This window comes from Labrys sp. 22185 (assembly GCF_052045555.1).
Taxonomy (GTDB): Bacteria; Pseudomonadota; Alphaproteobacteria; order Rhizobiales; family Labraceae; genus Labrys; species Labrys neptuniae.
This window is the reverse complement of record NZ_JBQEPH010000015.1, coordinates 25,057-40,750: the sequence shown is the minus strand read 5'-3', so window position 1 is coordinate 40,750 and position 15,694 is coordinate 25,057. Positions and strand designations below refer to the sequence as shown.

14 protein-coding genes and 1 tRNA gene are annotated in these 15,694 nt (G+C 62.9%); 9 read left to right on the top strand and 6 right to left on the bottom strand.

The window, feature by feature from the left end; genetic code table 11:
• Window positions 1–18: 18 nt before the first annotated feature.
• Together ACTJKX_RS24535 and ACTJKX_RS24530 are read right to left on the bottom strand one after the other, a co-directional pair.
• Window positions 19–717 (bottom strand): SOS response-associated peptidase, encoded by a 699-nt coding sequence (locus ACTJKX_RS24535; protein WP_440726839.1) that lies wholly within the window; start codon window positions 715–717, stop codon window positions 19–21.
• 31 nt (window positions 718–748) lie between these two features.
• The gene (locus ACTJKX_RS24530) at window positions 749–2,836 is read right to left on the bottom strand and encodes an ATP-dependent helicase (RefSeq protein WP_440726838.1); all 2,088 of its coding nucleotides are present in this window, start codon (window positions 2,834–2,836) and stop codon (window positions 749–751) included.
• Window positions 2,837–3,130: 294 nt separating this feature from the next.
• Between ACTJKX_RS24530 and ACTJKX_RS24525 the strand changes: the two genes are divergently transcribed.
• Genes ACTJKX_RS24525 through ACTJKX_RS24500 form a run of 6 tightly spaced genes read left to right on the top strand, consistent with a single transcriptional unit; the run spans window position 3,131 to window position 9,377 of the window.
• Window positions 3,131–3,811 carry a hypothetical protein gene (locus ACTJKX_RS24525; RefSeq protein WP_440726837.1) on the top strand — a complete coding sequence of 227 codons (681 nt, stop codon included), beginning with the start codon at window positions 3,131–3,133 and terminating at the stop codon, window positions 3,809–3,811.
• Window positions 3,808–5,043, top strand: a complete 1,236-nt coding sequence (locus ACTJKX_RS24520; protein WP_440726836.1) for a DUF4350 domain-containing protein — start codon at window positions 3,808–3,810, stop codon at window positions 5,041–5,043. The genes ACTJKX_RS24525 and ACTJKX_RS24520 overlap by 4 nt, the downstream gene beginning before the upstream one ends.
• On the top strand, window positions 5,012–5,968 hold the full coding sequence (locus ACTJKX_RS24515) for an AAA family ATPase (protein ID WP_311934914.1): 957 nt from the start codon (window positions 5,012–5,014) through the stop codon (window positions 5,966–5,968). Before ACTJKX_RS24520 ends, ACTJKX_RS24515 begins: the two co-directional genes overlap by 32 nt.
• Window positions 5,965–7,275: a DUF58 domain-containing protein gene (locus tag ACTJKX_RS24510; protein ID WP_440726835.1), complete on the top strand. Its 1,311-nt coding sequence runs from the start codon at window positions 5,965–5,967 to the stop codon at window positions 7,273–7,275. The genes ACTJKX_RS24515 and ACTJKX_RS24510 overlap by 4 nt, the downstream gene beginning before the upstream one ends.
• Complete coding sequence (locus ACTJKX_RS24505; RefSeq protein ID WP_440726834.1) at window positions 7,272–8,423, top strand: stage II sporulation protein M; 1,152 nt, start codon at window positions 7,272–7,274, stop codon at window positions 8,421–8,423. Before ACTJKX_RS24510 ends, ACTJKX_RS24505 begins: the two co-directional genes overlap by 4 nt.
• A 27-nt stretch (window positions 8,424–8,450) precedes the next feature.
• On the top strand, window positions 8,451–9,377 hold the full coding sequence (locus ACTJKX_RS24500) for an RDD family protein (protein ID WP_440726833.1): 927 nt from the start codon (window positions 8,451–8,453) through the stop codon (window positions 9,375–9,377).
• 28 nt (window positions 9,378–9,405) lie between these two features.
• On the opposite strand, the gene ACTJKX_RS24495 is transcribed toward ACTJKX_RS24500, so the two are convergent.
• Window positions 9,406–10,152 (bottom strand): hypothetical protein, encoded by a 747-nt coding sequence (locus ACTJKX_RS24495; protein WP_394308540.1) that lies wholly within the window; start codon window positions 10,150–10,152, stop codon window positions 9,406–9,408.
• Between the two features lie 303 nt (window positions 10,153–10,455).
• Window positions 10,456–11,565: a hypothetical protein gene (locus tag ACTJKX_RS24490; RefSeq protein WP_440726832.1), complete on the bottom strand. Its 1,110-nt coding sequence runs from the start codon at window positions 11,563–11,565 to the stop codon at window positions 10,456–10,458.
• 271 nt (window positions 11,566–11,836) lie between these two features.
• Here ACTJKX_RS24490 and ACTJKX_RS24485 point away from each other — a divergent pair, with 271 nt between their 5' ends.
• Window positions 11,837–12,700: a hypothetical protein gene (locus tag ACTJKX_RS24485; RefSeq protein WP_367622958.1), complete on the top strand. Its 864-nt coding sequence runs from the start codon at window positions 11,837–11,839 to the stop codon at window positions 12,698–12,700.
• Window positions 12,701–12,720: 20 nt separating this feature from the next.
• Here ACTJKX_RS24485 and ACTJKX_RS24480 read toward each other — a convergent pair whose 3' ends face one another.
• The gene (locus tag ACTJKX_RS24480; protein WP_440726831.1) at window positions 12,721–13,458 is read right to left on the bottom strand and encodes a hypothetical protein; all 738 of its coding nucleotides are present in this window, start codon (window positions 13,456–13,458) and stop codon (window positions 12,721–12,723) included.
• Window positions 13,459–13,841: 383 nt separating this feature from the next.
• Here ACTJKX_RS24480 and ACTJKX_RS24475 point away from each other — a divergent pair, with 383 nt between their 5' ends.
• Together ACTJKX_RS24475 and ACTJKX_RS24470 are read left to right on the top strand one after the other, a co-directional pair.
• Window positions 13,842–14,144, top strand: a complete 303-nt coding sequence (locus tag ACTJKX_RS24475; protein WP_440726830.1) for a hypothetical protein — start codon at window positions 13,842–13,844, stop codon at window positions 14,142–14,144.
• A 244-nt stretch (window positions 14,145–14,388) separates the two neighbouring features.
• Window positions 14,389–14,462 (top strand) — tRNA-Gln (locus ACTJKX_RS24470).
• A gap of 80 nt (window positions 14,463–14,542) precedes the next feature.
• On the opposite strand, the gene ACTJKX_RS24465 is transcribed toward ACTJKX_RS24470, so the two are convergent.
• A complete protein-coding gene (locus tag ACTJKX_RS24465) occupies window positions 14,543–15,076 on the bottom strand; it encodes a hypothetical protein (protein WP_440726829.1) in 534 nt (177 codons plus the stop codon).
• Window positions 15,077–15,694 lie beyond the last annotated feature (618 nt).

The following is a 15,694-nucleotide window of genomic DNA, read 5'->3' as shown; positions in this document are numbered from 1 at the left end:
TCCGCGCTCCCAGCCTCCTCACACCGCCGCCGCAACATCTTCCGTATTGTTCGCTGGGCTGTTCACGCGCGAGGAAATCGGCCAGATCTCCATCAGCTCCGGCGGAAAGGGCACCATCAGGTCGAAGGGATCGGGCTCGATATTGTCGAGCCAGCGCCGATGGTTCTGCGGGGCCAGGATCACCGGCATGCGGTCATGGATCGTCGCCATCAGCGCATTGGCCTGGCAGGTGACGACGGCGAAGCTGCGCGTGATCTCGCCAGATGCCTTGTCGATCCAGCTTTCCCAGATGCCGGCGACGGCGAAGGGACGGCGATCCTTCATGGCGATGGCGTAAGGCTGCTTGGCTCCTTTTACCGGCCTGCCATCCGGCTCGAGGATCTTCATCCATTCGAAGAAGAGGTCGATCGGGACGAGACAGCGCCGTGCTCTATAGGCATCGCGGAAGGAAGGCTTGGTCTGGATGCCCTCGCAACGGGCATTGATCGGCTTCGGCCAGTCGCTGGGGTCCTTTACCCAGTTGGGTATGAGGCCCCATTGCAGGAGATCGTGGACATAGGCGGCAGACCGGGGCTTGCGCCGGATCACCCAGAAATATTGCGCCGGTGCGCCATTGAAATGGGATTCCCAGGCACGAGCGACCTCTTCCGGCGTAGCCCCTGGTTCCGTCTGAAGGCCCGGCAGGTCCGGGCTGCGCTGCATGATCCGTCCACACATGAGCGGACCATGGCACGCCCATGCTCTGGTCTCAACGCCACATGCCACGCATGCGATCACGCAGGTCGATCGAGCTGTGGATGCTGCTCTGTTGCCGGGCGCCGGAGGCTGCCACCCTCGGCCACATCACCTGCTGGAAACGATCGAGGATCGAGGATGGGATGAAGCGGGTGCGGTTGGCATAGACGTGCCGGTCGCCCTGGGAATGCTGGCCATGGATGAAGAATCGCTGCGGCATCACGAGATGCAGGCTGTCGCGTGCCCGTGTCATCGCGACATAGAGCAGTCGGCGCTCTTCCTCCAGATCGTTCTTGGTGCCGGCGGCAAGATCCGCCGGCAGGCAACCGTCGACCGTGTTGAGCACGAAGACGGCCTTCCATTCCTGTCCCTTGGCGGAATGGATGGTCGAGAGGATGAGGTAGTCCTCGTCCCGCAGGGGCGCGCCGGCTTCGTCGCTGGTGGCGTTCGGCGGGTCGAGCGTCAGCTCGGTGAGGAAACGCTCGCGGGATTCGTAGCCCGCCGCAATCTGCTCAAGTTGAAGCAGATCGGCGCGGCGCGTCACCGCATCCTCATGCATGCGCTCGAGATGGGGCTCGTACCAGCGGCGAACGCGTTCGATCTCCCCGGGCCAGTCACTAGGTCCCTTGTGCAGGCTGGCGGCGAGGTCGACGAAATCCGGCCAGTCTGCACCGGCGCGAGGCGGTGCCGGCAGGGTGGCAATATCATCGACGCCGACGGCATCGAGGACATTGGCGGCGGAGGTGGGGCCGACGCCCGGCAGCAGTTGCAGAACACGGAAACCGGCAACGCGATCGCGCGGGTTCTGCGCCCAGCGCAGCAGGGCCAGCATGTCCTTGACGTGGGAGGCATCGAGGAATTTCAGCCCGCCGAACTTCACGAAGGGAATGTTGCGGCGGGTCAGTTCGACCTCGAGCGGGCCGGAGTGGTGGGAGGCGCGAAACAGCACGGCCTGCTGCTTGAGCGTCATGCCGCTTTCACGGTTCACCAGGATCTGTCCGGCCACGAAATCGGCCTGTCCGGCTTCGTCCCTCACGGTGACGAGTTGGGGGCGTTCGCTCGATTGCCGCTCCGTCCATAAATTCTTGGTGAAGCGCTCGCTGGCAAGGGCGATCACGGCATTGGCGGCGGCGAGGATCGGCTGGGTCGAGCGATAATTGCGATCGAGCGTGATGATCTCGGCCGCCGGCGAGAACTGGGCCGGAAAGTCGAGGATGTTGCGCACGGTGGCGGCGCGGAAGGAATAGATCGACTGGGCGTCGTCGCCGACCACCGTTACGCCCTGGCCGCCCGGCTTGAGCGCCTTGAGGATCGAGGATTGCAGGCGATTGGTGTCCTGGTATTCATCGACCAGGACATGGTCGAAACGCACCGAAATGTCGGCGGCGATCATCGGCTCGGCCACCATATGCGACCACCACAGCAGCAGGTCGTCATAGTCGAGCACATTGTTGGCGAGCTTGGCCTCGACATAGCCGGCGAACAGACTGCGGAGCTCCGCTGCCCAGGCCAGGCACCAGGGAAAGGCCTCCTTCAGCACGTTTTCGAGTTCGTCCTGCGCGTTGACCACCCGGGAATAGATGGCCAGGCACGTGCCCTTGTTCGGGAAGCGGTTCTCCGTCTTGGAGAAGCCGAGTTCGTGGCGCACCAGATTGATCAGGTCGGCCGAATCCTCCCGGTCGTGAATGGTGAAGGAGGGGTCGAGGCCGATCTGGTAGGCGTATTCGCGCAGAAGGCGGGCGCCGACCGCGTGGAAGGTGCCGGCCCAGGCCAGTCCTTCGCTCAGAGTCGCCCCCTTTGCCCCCATGACCTTGGCGGTGATCCGTTCGACCCGCCTGATCATCTCGGAAGCCGCCCGACGTGAGAAGGTCAGGAGAAGAATGCGCCTGGGATCGGCGCCTTCGGCGATGAGATGGGCGACCCGGTGGGCCAGCGTGTTGGTCTTGCCCGATCCGGCGCCGGCAATGATCAGCAGGGGGCCGGCCGGCTGGCCCGAACCATGAACGACCGCGCGGCGCTGGTTCTCGTTCAGCCCGGCCAGAAGATCGGCGGGCGATTGAGCTGACTCCTCGGGGACAAGAAGGGCTGCCTGCGCATTCATGCCTTGCTCTCGCGTGGTGAGAAACGAATCCGCCTACCGATTCGGCGGATGCGCTTTGTAAAAGGGTAGAAGGCACATATGAACAAAAATGGAACGGATTCGCGAATGATCCGTTCACCGGCAACGGCCTACCGCCGCGCTCCCGTTGGTGGATGAATTCGACGGGGGCGACGTGAATGTGTTCCCTGGGCGCTTGCTCCGGATCGGCCGTCACGCCATGTTCGCGGATATGAGGCAGGGCTGATTGGCGGTTTGGTGCGGGAACGGGGTCGAAAAAATCCGACGGGAAGGAACATGCCGGCTGTTGCCGGCCTGGCGGTTCTCCTCGCATTGGCACCGGCAATGCCGGCTTTCGCTGCTTCCGATCCCCAGGCCGTGGCCCAGGACATCGCGCGCGATCTTGGCCTCCAGCCCGATCTGCCCGGCAACAAGGGCGAGGTGGTGACACCCAAGACCGAGCCAAAGCAGGACGAGCGGGCGCCGCGTGTCTGGAATCCTTCATTGGGGACCTTGCTGAGCATCCTGCTCTATGCCGCCATCGCCGCCGGTGTCATTTTCGCGATCTGGACGATGCGGGATCGCTTGCCGATGCTCGGCCGGCGCAAGCTGGTTGCCAGGGACGAGACCGAGGTCTCCGCCCAGGCCGCCTCGGTCGAACGTATGGTGGTGGCCCAGATCGAGGCCGACGACCTGGCGCGCCAGGGCCGCCTTGCCGAGGCGATGCATGCCTTGCTGCTGCGCAGCCTGATCGAGGTACGAAAAAGGCTCAATGTCAGCTTCGCGGATTCGCTGACCAGCCGCGAAATTCTGCGAGCCTTGTCGCTGCCCGATCGTGGCAAGCAGGCGCTGGCCGACATCATTGGTCGGGTCGAGCCCGTTTATTTCGGCGAAACCCCCGCCGAGGAGCGGGACTACACCGCTTGCCGGCAGAGCTACGAGGTCCTGACCGAAGCGATGCAGGCGAGGGCGGCATGAGCGAAAAAGCCACCTTCTCCGGCCCCGTCCTTGCCGTGCTGATCGCGGGGGCCACGGCCGTCTTCGCCCTGTCCATGTTGTTGATGCTGAACGGTCCATCCGAGGAACAGGGTTTCAGCACCACCACCAGGTCGGTCTCGGCGATCGGACATGCCGGGTTCTACGAACTGGCGCAACGCTTCGAGATCCCGGTCGCGCGCAGCCGCATCAACGGTACCGTCGCGCCCGGCGAAGGCGGCTTGCTGGTGATGGCCGAGCCGACGTCGAGCCTGTCGAAGGACGACATCATTCGCCTGGGACGCGAAAGCAACGTCCTGCTTGTGCTGCCCAAGCGCTGGGCGCTGGCCGACCGAAGCAAACCCGCCTGGATCCGGTCCGCCACCCCGATGGACATTCCCTGGGTCACGAGCATTGCGCGGCTGGTCGAGCCCAAGCTCGAGGTCACCAGGGGAGATCCGCCCAAGAGCTGGGACCGCAACGATCTCAATGTGAACCCATCGTTCGACGACGGTGCCCAACTCATCAAGAGCGAGGAACTGACCCCGATCATCGGCAATCGCCAGGGCATGCTCATCGGCGAGAAACTCGACGGCGAGCGCCGCGTCTGGGTGCTCGCCGATCCCGATCTCGTCGAGAACCACGGCCTGATCAAGGGCAGGAACGCCGAGTTCGCCCTTGCGCTTCTGAACGCCATGCGGGATGCCGAACTCGGGGACGGCAAGGTGGTGTTCGACGAAACCATCCACGGCATGGTCAACAATGTCGACAGCCCCTTCAAGAAGCTGTTCCAGTTCCCCTATGTCATCGTGCTCCTGCTCGTGCTCGCCGCGACGGCACTGCTGGCCTGGGCCACCACGAGCCGTTTCGGCAAGCCGCGCCTGGCGCCGCCAGCCTTCGATCTCGGCAAGGAGCGCCTGATCACCAACACGGCCACCTTGCTCGATCGGGCCGGTCACCAGGCCTTCGTCATGCGCCGCTATGTGCGCGCGACCTTGCGCGACGTCGGCCGGCTTTTTCACGCACCCCGCCAGCTCGATGACGAGAAACTGGCGGAGTGGCTCGACAAAATCGGCGAGTCGCGGGGGCTTGAGACCAGAGCCTCCGTCGTTCTCGCCCGCGCGGAGGAGGGGCAGGGCACGTCCCTGACCGGCCTGTTCCAGGCCACGCGCGATATTCATGATTGGAAGGAAGAGATCTCCGATGGAACTGCAGCGCGTCGCCCATATCGCTGACGGCATCCGCAAGGAAGTCGGCAAGGCCATCGTCGGCCAGGACGAGGTCATCGAGCTGATGCTCACCGGCCTGCTTTGCGGCGGACATATCCTGCTCGAAGGCGTGCCCGGCACCGGCAAGACTCTGCTGGCCCAGGCCTTCGCCTCGACCCTTTCGCTCAAATTCGGCCGCGTGCAGTTCACCCCTGACATGATGCCGGGCGACGTGATCGGCACCAACCTCTTCAATTTCCAGACCAACGCCTTCGTTCTGACCGAGGGGCCGATCTTCACCGACCTCCTGCTGGCGGACGAAATCAACCGCACCCCGCCCAAGACGCAGGCGGCCTTGCTGCAGGCGATGAACGAAAGGGCGGTCACCATCGACGGCAAGACTTATGCCCTCGGTGCCGATTTCATGGTGGTGGCGACCCAGAACCCGATCGAGCAGCAGGGGACCTATCCCTTGCCTGAGGCCCAGCTCGACCGTTTCCTCTTCAAGATCGACGTCACCTATCCCAGCCGTGACGAGGAGAGGGCCATCGTCACCCAGCACGGGCACCGCTCGGCCATGCCCAAGCTCTCCGATTTCGGCATCCAGACCCAGGCCGATCCGGCTGTCCTCGCCGATCTCAGAGCCACCAGCGAACAGATCGTGCTGACGCCGCAGATCATCGACTATGTCGTCGACGTGGTGCGCGCCACCCGCCAGCATCCGGCGATCGAGACGGGCGGCTCGACCCGCGCCGCCAATGCGCTCGCGGCCTCCGTGCGGGCCCTGGCCGCGCTGAACGGGCGCGATTTCGTCATTCCTGACGACGTGAAGCGGTTGGCGCGGCCGATCCTGCGCCACCGCATCGTGCTCGCGCCCAATGCCGAGATCGATGGCCTCACCCCCGACCGTATCGTCAACGAAATCCTGGACCAGACGGCTGCACCCCGATGATCCGGCCGACACCGCGTGCCGTCCTGCTGTTCAGCCTCGGCATTCCCGTCGCTTTGTTGATGGTGGTGTGGAACCCGGCCCTGTGGCCGTTTTCCTTCGACCTCAGCCTGCTGGCCCTGGTGGTGATCGCCGTCGACGCGCTGCTGATCCCGCCGCGCCATAGCCTGGTGGTCGACCTCACAGCCCCGAAGCGGCTCCCGGTCGGCAATGAGGGGACGATCGAGGTGACCCTGAGCAGCACCAGGTCGGCACGCCCGGTGAGGATCGAGGCAGTGGTCGATCTCGACGGACCGCTGGAGACGCCGCCGATGGTGGCAGGCCATTTCGGCGGTGCGCCGGAGAGACTCGGCATTCCCTTCACCGCCTTGCGGCGCGGGGTGGTGACGCTCGAGGCCCTGTGGCTGCGCTGGCGAGGGCCGCTGGGGCTGGTGGAATGGCGCCTCAGGGAGGGGCTGGATCGCAGGATCGAGATCCTGCCTGCCGCTCGCATGTCCTTCGGTCCGGCCATCCAGGCGCTGAGCAAGAGCGCCATCTACGGCACCAAGACCCAGAACCAGAAGGGCGAGGGCACGGAATTCGATACGTTGCGCGAACATGTGCCGGGCCTCGACTCCCGCATGATCGACTGGAAGCAGTCGGCCCGCCATCGCAAACTCCTGTCGAAGGAATTTCGCATCGAGCGCAACCACCAGATCGTGCTGGCCTACGACACCGGCCATCTCATGCTCGAGCCGATCGACGGCCTGGCGCGGCTCGATCATGCCATCGAGGCGGGGCTGATGCTGGGCTGGACCGGATTGAGGGCCGGCGATCTCGTCGGCAGTTTCGGCTTTGATGCCACCATCCGCCATTATCTCGAACCGGGGCGGGGCAGCACCTATTATGCCCGGCTGCAGCGCTCCGCTGCCCAGCTTGCCTACCACACCGAGGAGACCAACTTCACCCTCGGCCTGGCTGAGCTGAACGCCCGGCTGAAGCGCCGGGCCCTGGTGGTGCTGTTCACCGAATTCGTCGACAGCGTGATGGCGGAACTGTTGATCGAGAGCCTGAAGCGCATGGCCAACCGCCATGCCGTCATCTTCGTCACGTTGCAGGATCCGCTGACCACGCGGCTGGTCAATGCCGAGCCGCAGGATTTCACCATCGTGGCCGAGGCCGTGGTGGCCCATGATTTCGCACGCGAACGGGCGATCGTGATGGAGCGCATCGCCCGCCTCGGCGTGCATTGCGTCGACGTTCCGGTCGGCGGGCTCAGTGTCGCCCTGCTCAACCGCTATCTCCAAATCAAGCAGGAGGGCCTGCTATGACGACCGTGGATATGGGCGTGCCTGCGGCCGGTCCTGCCGGACCGGCGCCGACGATCATCGGCGTGCCCAGCGAGCCCCGGGCCCAAATCGTGCTGCGCTCGGCCGAGTTTCGGCGGGGGCGCGAGGAAAGCTGGCGGGAACTCGAAGACCTGGTCACGCGCGTCGAAAAGCGCGGGATCAACGGCGTCTCTGCCGATGAGCTGCAGAAAATGCCGCTGCTCTACCGCTCGGCGCTGTCCTCGCTGTCCGTCGCCCGCAGCATCGCGCTCGACCGCAATCTGCTGCGCTATCTCGAGGCCCTGACGTTGCGGGCCTATCTGGTGGTCTATGGACCGCGCACCAGCCTGTTGGCGGGATTGGGCCATTTCTTCCGCTATGGCTTCCCCGACGCCGTGCGCAGGGCAGGCTGGCATATCCTGATCGCTTTCGCGGCGATGGCCTTGGGCATCGCCGCCGGGTTCGTGCTGGTGAACAGCGAAGCCGAATGGTTCAATGCCATCGTTCCAGACGGCCTGGCGGGAGGGCGGGGGCCGAGTGCCAGCGCCGAATATCTGCGCAGCGTCCTGTTCGCGCCTTGGGACGGCTTCAAGGAGGGCTTTATCGTCTTCGCCAATTACCTGTTCCAGAACAACAGCATGGTCGCCATCCTTTCCTTCGGGGTCGGTTTCATGGCGGGCGTGCCGACACTGCTGCTGCTGGTCTATAACGGGCTGATCGTCGGCGCCTTCCTGGCCATCCACTATCAGCGCGGCCTTCTGATCGATTGCATCGGCTGGCTCTCCATTCACGGCGTGACGGAACTCGGTGCCTTCATCCTGTGCGGTGCCGCAGGCCTCGTCGTGGCCGAGAAGATCATTTTCCCGGGCCGCTATTCGCGCCTCGAAGCGCTTTCCATTCATGGCAAGCAGGCCGCCATCATTGCTTGCGGTGCGGTTGCAATGCTGTTCATCGCGGGCTTCATCGAGGGAGGCCTGCGCCAGCTCATCAACGTGACCTCCTGGCGTTTTGCCTTCGCCGCGGTCACCGCGGTGCTGTGGGGCGTCTATTTCCTCTATTGCGGCAAAGCGTCTTTCGATTTGACGGGCTCACCAAGAATCGCAAAGACGCGTCGACAAAAACCGTTCGAGCAAGGAGGCGTTCAGCCATGAACGCGTTTTGCTTCAAGGGAGCACAGCATGGCCTCGCCGCGTGACCGTGTTTCCCAACTGCTGGAGGGGCGGCAGCGCCGCACCCGCGAGATCGTCACGCCGGAAGGCGTCGCCATCCATGTCGAGGTCGCCGACCGTGGCGAAAGGCTGGGCGCCTTCCTGATCGATCTGGTCATCTGGTTCGGCGCCACCATCCTGATCTGGATCGCCCTGGCGACGACCTTCCTGCGCGGCGGCAGCGATGTCGCGGTGACGGTGATCTCCTTCCTCTCCTTCCTGCTGCGCAACCTCTATTTCATCCATTTCGAGTTGGCCTGGCAGGGCTCGACGCCGGGCAAGCGCGCCACGGGACTGAAGGTGATCGATCGCCGGGGGGGCGTCCTGACCCCGACCGCCGTCGTTGCCCGCAACCTGACCCGAGAGGTCGAGTTCTTCCTGCCGCTGCAGCTCTTCTTCATGTGGATCGGCGCCTCCAACAGCGGCGAATCCTGGCAGGCGCTCTCGATGCTGGCGTGGGTGGTGCTGCTCGCCGCCTTGCCCTTCTTCAACCGGGATCATCTGCGGGCGGGCGACCTGATCGGCGGCACGCTGGTGATCGCCTTGCCGAAGCGCGCCCTTGCCCTCGACCTCACGCAGGGAGCGGCCAAGGTTGCGGCCCGCTACAGCTTCACCTCGGCGCAGCTGCAGGCTTATGGCGCCTATGAGTTGCAGGTGCTTGAGGAGATTCTGCGCCGGCCCGGCGGAACCGAGACCTGGCGCATCCATCGTGAGATCGCCGAGAAGATCATCCGGCGCATCGGTTGGCAGGGCACCTTCGAAGCCAATGCCGCGACGGATTTCCTGCAGGCCTTCTATGCGGCGGAACGGGCCGAACTGGAGCGCGGCCAGCTTTTCGGCCGCTATCGCGACGACAAGAACTCGGGCACCCGCAAGGCCGGCGAGCCGGCCAGGTGAGGGCCGGCTCGCCTTGCGAGCGAAGGGCTCAATCGAAGACGTCGGCGAGCCTGTCGATGTCGATGCCTTCCTTGATCGAGCGCAGGCGGTAATAGACCAGGGCGGAGAGCACGCAACTCAGCGCCGTCAGGTACACCTGGAACAGATTGGCCAGCAGCGAGCCGAACAGGGGCCCACCCACACTGCCAAAAACATATTCGATGATCGACGACGTGACGATGCTGGCGATGAAGACGATCAGGACGAGTCCCAGAATCCGCCAGCGATAGCCTGAAGTGAGTTCGCCGCTGCGTGACATGCTGTCGAACACGCCCCGCTGCTCGACGACGCAAACCGCAACCGCCGAGTAGAGAATGCAAAGGAGCCACAGGCCCGGCGCCAGGAACAGAGCCGAGCCGATCAAGACGAGAAGCCCGGTCAGGATTGACACGCCGAGAAGGGGCAGGAAGCGAGCAAAGCCTTTGGACAGGGCATCGCCGACTGCGAAACTCTGCCCACGCAACTCGCTGAAAGCACCATAGATCATGCCGCCCTGGATGGCGAAAAGCAGGATGATATAGAGCAGGACGAGGAAAACCCCCGCGCCGAAATTCGAGGGCAACTCTCCAGGAGCCGAGGCACCGACCACCAGGGTCGAGAAGATCAAAGGGATGATCGGGATCAGGCCTAGCGCCAGAAATCGCGGCAGGGCGCGGTGGAGAACGGCAAAGCTTTCGCTGATCAAGGCGCCGATGTTGAAATCACCGGAACCAGTGACTTGACTGTAGTTGGTCATGAGAGCGCGTCCTGTTAACCAAGGGTGTTCCCCCGGCTGGGCCGGGGCAGTAGCGTTCGATATTTATGGAAGTACCCATCGACGACGATTTCCTTTGCGAACCGCCAAGTACACGACAAGAAAGCTCATTCAGGAAAGCGTACGGAAACCTAAGCCACGCGAACTGGGAGTGCAATTGTTGCTTCTGTTCTTGCGAAAGAGGCGTGGGGATGACGTCCGTCATGCGCAGGGAAAGAGCGCGAGGTCCGGACAACGCCGCAGGGCGCGCCGCTGAAGCTGAGGAACATTCGAAGGAGGGCGGCCTCAGCGGCTGGAAGGGCGCCAGGTCTCTGGCGGGTATTGGCGCGGGTGCCGCGCCTCCTCGTTTGGGTCCGGCGGCTGCTGTCCGAAGAGCACGTCCGGATCGGGCTCCGTGACCCCCCAGGGGTTGCCGTCGGCCGGCATATAGCCGCTCTTGGCACCCCAGCCCTTGTCCTGTTCGAACCAGCGGGTGAAATTCGGCAGGCCGTCATATTCGTATTTGCGCTCATAGGCCTCGCAGGCTTCAGGCTTGGGGCCCAGATTGAGGCACATGAGGGGCGAGCGTTCATAATAGGAGCAGCTCGGATAGAGGCTGTGGGCGACCAGTTCGCCCTCATAAGTCCCGTCATAGCGAATCGTCAGCTTCAGTTCCGTCCAGATCGGCGGGAAGTTCATGGCCTTTTGCAGGATCTTGCCGGCGACGAAGCCGATGGGCGCAGGCGCCACGCCCGCGGCGAGTTCGGCGCTCTGGGTGCGGGCGCCGACGGTCTGGCGGAACACCACGCCTTCATCGATATATTGCGGCTCCTCCAGCTTGATCGGATAGGGATAGGAGGGAAAGCCGAGAAAGGATGGCGAGCGGTAGAGGCCGGTATCCTTCTCGTAGGCGACGCGGTGGAGCAGTCGGATCGCCTTGGAGGAGGTATCGGTGCTCTCGATGGTGGCTTCGAGAAAATTGGCGAAACGATAGCCGCTGCTGCCGAGAATGAGCTTGCGATCGACGAGCTCCCCAGGGCTGCCGGCATCGTGTTCCGGCAGGCCGGAGCGCGGGTCGATCCAGCTCATGGTGGCAATCGAATAAGTGAAGCTGTTTATCTTGAGAACGAGTTGGCCGTCATCGGGGGGAATCATGATGATGCCGGGATTGGCCCCGCTGCTGAACCGCCAGTTCCAGCCCTTCGGACTTGGCACGACGCAGCCGACACGATGGCGCAGATACCAGTTCACCTCGCGCGTGTTGAGCGTGTCGAAATTGTAGCTGATCAGATATTGCACGTTGATGCCGTGCGCCCTGGCGACGGAAAGCCAGTCGTCGCCATCCTTCACCCGGTAGGGACGGCCGCGGGGAATGGCGGCCAGCTTGGCGGGCTTTGTTTCAAGCGGTGTAGCCATGACTGTCTCCCGTAACGGCAGCATGCCTGCGAGGCGGAATGATCGCGGCTCGTGGTGAGCCGCCCGCAACCAGCCTGCGACGCCTGCCTGGTGGGATAGTATGGGCAGGCAGAGCGGTCCGGTCATCCCGAGTTCGGAGGAGGCGGCCCCGTCTTTTTCGTGCTCCAATCAAGGCCGTGGAGCGCCAGAGCGGGCGCTCCGATCGACGCCGTACATCCGGTCAATGCCGCCTTCTTCAGCCCAAGGCGACGATGGCGCGAGAGTCCTTCAAATGACGAGTTTTCTCGACTTCAACAAAGATCCCGCCAACGACATCGACAACAAACCCCAGCAATATCATAATTTTGGCGGCAAGGGCGTGCGGGTGCAGGTCTATTGGGCTGCCGATATCTGGCGGGACGTATCGCTGTGGAACAACAGCTGGGCATTGCTCAAGGGAGCCGACGAGATTCTTCGCAAATATACGCTGGCGCTCGACATGCTGCCGCTGCAAACCGAACCGGCAGCACTTGCTCCAGCCAAGGACAAGGCCTCCCGCAAATTCGACAGGTCCGTAGGCAAGCAGGTCGCACGGCAAAAGAAGGCCAAGGGAGAGGTCGCCAAGAAGCAGACCGAGGCTGCCGCCAAGGCGATCGAGGAGCAGGGCCCCGCGGCACGCGGCCTCCTGGGTTTCAGCGGCTCGGTCCATGTGCCCATGGAGGGCGAGGCTCCCATCGACGGCCTCACTGCCCTCAGGAAAAGCCTCGGCACGATTCCGGATGAAACGCGGCTGGTCGTGGTGTTCGCCCACATCGATGGCGGGCCGAACGGCTACACGGTCCTGCGCCAGGAGTGGCTGCCCTGGGTCATCGCCGATCCCAAACTGATGCAGGACAATCCCAAGACCTTGCTGATCCATGAAATGGGACACGCCTGCCGCCTCAACCATCAGCAATCGGATGCCGGTTCGGCGACGGCCAAGAACATCATGTATCCTCTGGACTTCAAGGGACTGACCCATCTGTGGGGCTGGCAGGTGGACACCATCTACGATTCCTATTGGTGCAATGGCCGCAAGCCCACGAACTGGTGGGACAGGATCAGCAACGCCAAGCTGCCACCAGATCATCCGTTCCTCTGGGAAGAGCCCTCCTGAAAGACGGCAACGGGCAGCCTTCAGGTCTTGCCGCTGGCCCATTCCGGCAAGGGCTGCGGGGCTGCCGGCATGCCGCGAATCTCGCGCAACCGTTCGAAGGCGGCCGTCGCCATCACGGCCGAGAACATGCTGAAAAGCATCATACCTGCTTCCTGGCCAAGCACCTGCATCACGGTTACGGGCGCATAGGCGAAATCGCCGGTGACAGCCCCGAGCCCGACTGTCGGCAGCAGCGCCAGCAGGAAGAGACCGAGAATGGACCAGCGATAACCCTGGGTGAGCTGTCCGCTGCGCTCCAGGCTCTCGACCATGTCCGTGCGTTCGATCATGCAGGCCGGCAGAGCGAGATAGAGCAGCGCGATTGCCATCAGGCCCGGCACCACCAGCGCGGCGAGGCCGAGCAGGACGAGAATGCCGCTGAGAAAGGCCGTGCCCAGCAGGGTGGGGAGCCTCTGCCAGGTTTGCCGCATCGACAGAAGCAGGCCGAAATCGGAGCCTTGCAGCAGGCGATGCGTGCCTGCGATGGTGGCGCTCTGGGCGAAGACCAGGAGAATCACGGCAATAGGCAAGGCTACCAGGTCGGCGAGCGTCGGCGTTTGCGAGACCCCGCCGTTCACCAGCAAGGCGAGCAGGGTCGGCAGGCTCGGCAGGGTGTTGAGCAGGACGATCGGGAGGAGGCCACGCCACAAACCTGTCGCTGCATTCGCAAGAAGAAGGAACAGGCGCAGGGGCGGTCGTGAGGAGGCAGGTCTGCTCATGGGCACCTCGATCGAGACTGGCCACGCCGATCACTCTGTTATGACGCGTGTAGGCGGCAAGAGGAAGGGCCTGCGTGGCAGTGCTTTAACGCCCGAGCCGCGCTTTGGTCCCCGAAGCGCCGGGCGTGCCTTGTGGAGATATGCGGGACAGCAACCGATCCAGGAGAAGCGGCTGGCGTTCTGCCTGGTCTCAGCTCGGTCAGCGTCGCGACGAGCAGTTTGGATTGCGCTTTTTCGATCGCATAAGGCGGGCGCTCACTGGGATTTTCCGGTTGTTCGCCAAGAATCTTGCTTCGTCAAAATCCAGAAGAGGGAACGTTTGCGCTAAAAATAGGTTTTGACTCATTGAGTCTATTGGAGATCGATTCAGAAAGGAGGGCTCGATGACCCGCTCGATACTGATAGGTCTTGTGGCGGCAGCGAGCATTACGGGCTCGTCGGTGGCGCTCCCGCTCGTGCCACGTCTGGCCGACAACGGTTCCAGCGTCGCCCAGGTCCGGTATCACGGTGGCTGTCCGCCTGGCTACAAGGTGACCAGCCATGGTGGCTGTAAGCTCAGCCATTATCTGCGTCGCCATCCCGGCCAGAACCCGAACAACTACTATTACGAAGAGCGACCCAGCTTCGGGTTCGGTTTTGGCTATCGCAGCTACCATCACCGTGGCTATTACGACGACGGATATTGAGCCATTTTCCAATTGGCACGGGCGCCCTTTGGCGCCCCTTTTTCCGAACCAGCCCCGGGATCTCCGGTGCCGTTGCCCCTTGATGTTGCAAACAGAAGCTCCGGCCACAGAAAAACGACAAGCCCTCTTGCAATGCGGCAGCGACTTCAATATGAAGCCCGGACGGAACGGGGCCACCCACCGCAAAACATTCGGCGGAATTGCAAAACATTGCCGCTAAGTGTTTGATCGAAAGGCCCCTTGTTCGGGGATAGTTCAACGGTAGAACAGCGGACTCTGACTCCGTTAATCTTGGTTCGAATCCAGGTCCCCGAGCCATCCAAGCTAAATCGTTGATTTTAAAGAGAAAAACGACTTCACGCTAAATCGCGTGTGGCGCGGTTGTGTGCACCTCTGTGCTATGCGCCGAGTGCGTCGACGTCGAGGATTCGCAGCGCGTGATCGTCATCGGGCTGCCGGGTATGAAGCGCGGTAAGGGCGGCGTTACCAGCATCGCGGCGCTCCTGAGCCTTGAGAAACCTGTGGCGCGCCACGCGCATTTTCTCACCCTCGACATCTGCCCGGATCGCCTCGGGCCAAACATCTGCCCGCTCTCCGATCTCGATTTTAATCAGGCTCGGATCGATCTCGCCGGAGTTGGGATCGCGAACGATCTCGGGATCCGCAACGAGTGCCGATGCGGCTTCGATTAGATGCTCGCACCTGTCGTCAAGCCCGGCTGCGGAGATGGCGCTGATAACATTGATCAAGGGCTGGTAGTGGGCGAGCAGGGCGGGGCTGATCACGGCCAAATCGCCTTTGACGGTCAAGCCGTTGGCGATCTCGACCTTGGCTAGATCGGGGTTACGAATGATGCCGGGATCGCGAACCAAGGTTGTGACGGCCTCAACCAAAGTCTGATACCGGTCGTCCTGAACATAAAAACTACTCAAGGCATTTCTCCTGCGTGAAAATTCTTTCGACGCAGCAAGTGTTGCCCGAATGCGGTGCATTTGCAAGCCAATTTCTAAAATAAATACAATAAGTAAGCGCTTACTTACTGTTCTTTGGGGCTTTCTATTCAAATGATTGTTTGTATATAGTCGGTTTAATCGTCGTCTATACATGTGTCCGGTGATGTGGTGTGGAGCCGTTTACGATTTTCCGCTGTGGAGTCCGCAGGCGGGCGTCGGGTGCCGGCAGCTACCAGGGTAGCCGAGATGCCAGCCGAGGGCGCTCGACGGCCTTCCCTGTGGATTCTGTGAGTCATCCACGCGACTAGGCGGGGCCGGTGGGTGATTGTCGCGTGGGCCTGGGTGTCATCCATGCCCGGAACGGCGGCGAGCGCAGCGAGCAAGCCGTTCCCGGGGTGTGTCCTGGCTTGAGGTCTTCCTCTTCCTGCTCCTACTCCCGGGCAGAGTTATCTTCATGCCGCAGCCGAGCGCAGCGAGGATGCACGCAGCGAGCGAAGCGAGCGGAGGAACGCGAGCGCGAAGCGCGAGCCGTAACCGCGTCCCCGGCGCCAAAATTATATGTATCTTTCTCTTTCTTCCTTCTCTTCTCTTCTATTC

Excerpts from the sequence above, each read along its gene's own strand:
- ACTJKX_RS24535 (WP_440726839.1), bottom strand. The coding sequence starts at position 717 with ATGTGTGGACGGATCATGCAGCGCAGCCCGGACCTGCCGGGCCTTCAG.
- ACTJKX_RS24530 (WP_440726838.1), bottom strand. The coding sequence starts at position 2,836 with ATGAATGCGCAGGCAGCCCTTCTTGTCCCCGAGGAGTCAGCTCAATCG.
- ACTJKX_RS24525 (WP_440726837.1), top strand. The coding sequence starts at position 3,131 with ATGCCGGCTGTTGCCGGCCTGGCGGTTCTCCTCGCATTGGCACCGGCA.
- ACTJKX_RS24520 (WP_440726836.1), top strand. The coding sequence starts at position 3,808 with ATGAGCGAAAAAGCCACCTTCTCCGGCCCCGTCCTTGCCGTGCTGATC.
- ACTJKX_RS24515 (WP_311934914.1), top strand. The coding sequence starts at position 5,012 with ATGGAACTGCAGCGCGTCGCCCATATCGCTGACGGCATCCGCAAGGAA.
- ACTJKX_RS24510 (WP_440726835.1), top strand. The coding sequence starts at position 5,965 with ATGATCCGGCCGACACCGCGTGCCGTCCTGCTGTTCAGCCTCGGCATT.
- ACTJKX_RS24505 (WP_440726834.1), top strand. The coding sequence starts at position 7,272 with ATGACGACCGTGGATATGGGCGTGCCTGCGGCCGGTCCTGCCGGACCG.
- ACTJKX_RS24500 (WP_440726833.1), top strand. The coding sequence starts at position 8,451 with ATGGCCTCGCCGCGTGACCGTGTTTCCCAACTGCTGGAGGGGCGGCAG.
- ACTJKX_RS24495 (WP_394308540.1), bottom strand. The coding sequence starts at position 10,152 with ATGACCAACTACAGTCAAGTCACTGGTTCCGGTGATTTCAACATCGGC.
- ACTJKX_RS24490 (WP_440726832.1), bottom strand. The coding sequence starts at position 11,565 with ATGGCTACACCGCTTGAAACAAAGCCCGCCAAGCTGGCCGCCATTCCC.
- ACTJKX_RS24485 (WP_367622958.1), top strand. The coding sequence starts at position 11,837 with ATGACGAGTTTTCTCGACTTCAACAAAGATCCCGCCAACGACATCGAC.
- ACTJKX_RS24480 (WP_440726831.1), bottom strand. The coding sequence starts at position 13,458 with ATGAGCAGACCTGCCTCCTCACGACCGCCCCTGCGCCTGTTCCTTCTT.
- ACTJKX_RS24475 (WP_440726830.1), top strand. The coding sequence starts at position 13,842 with ATGACCCGCTCGATACTGATAGGTCTTGTGGCGGCAGCGAGCATTACG.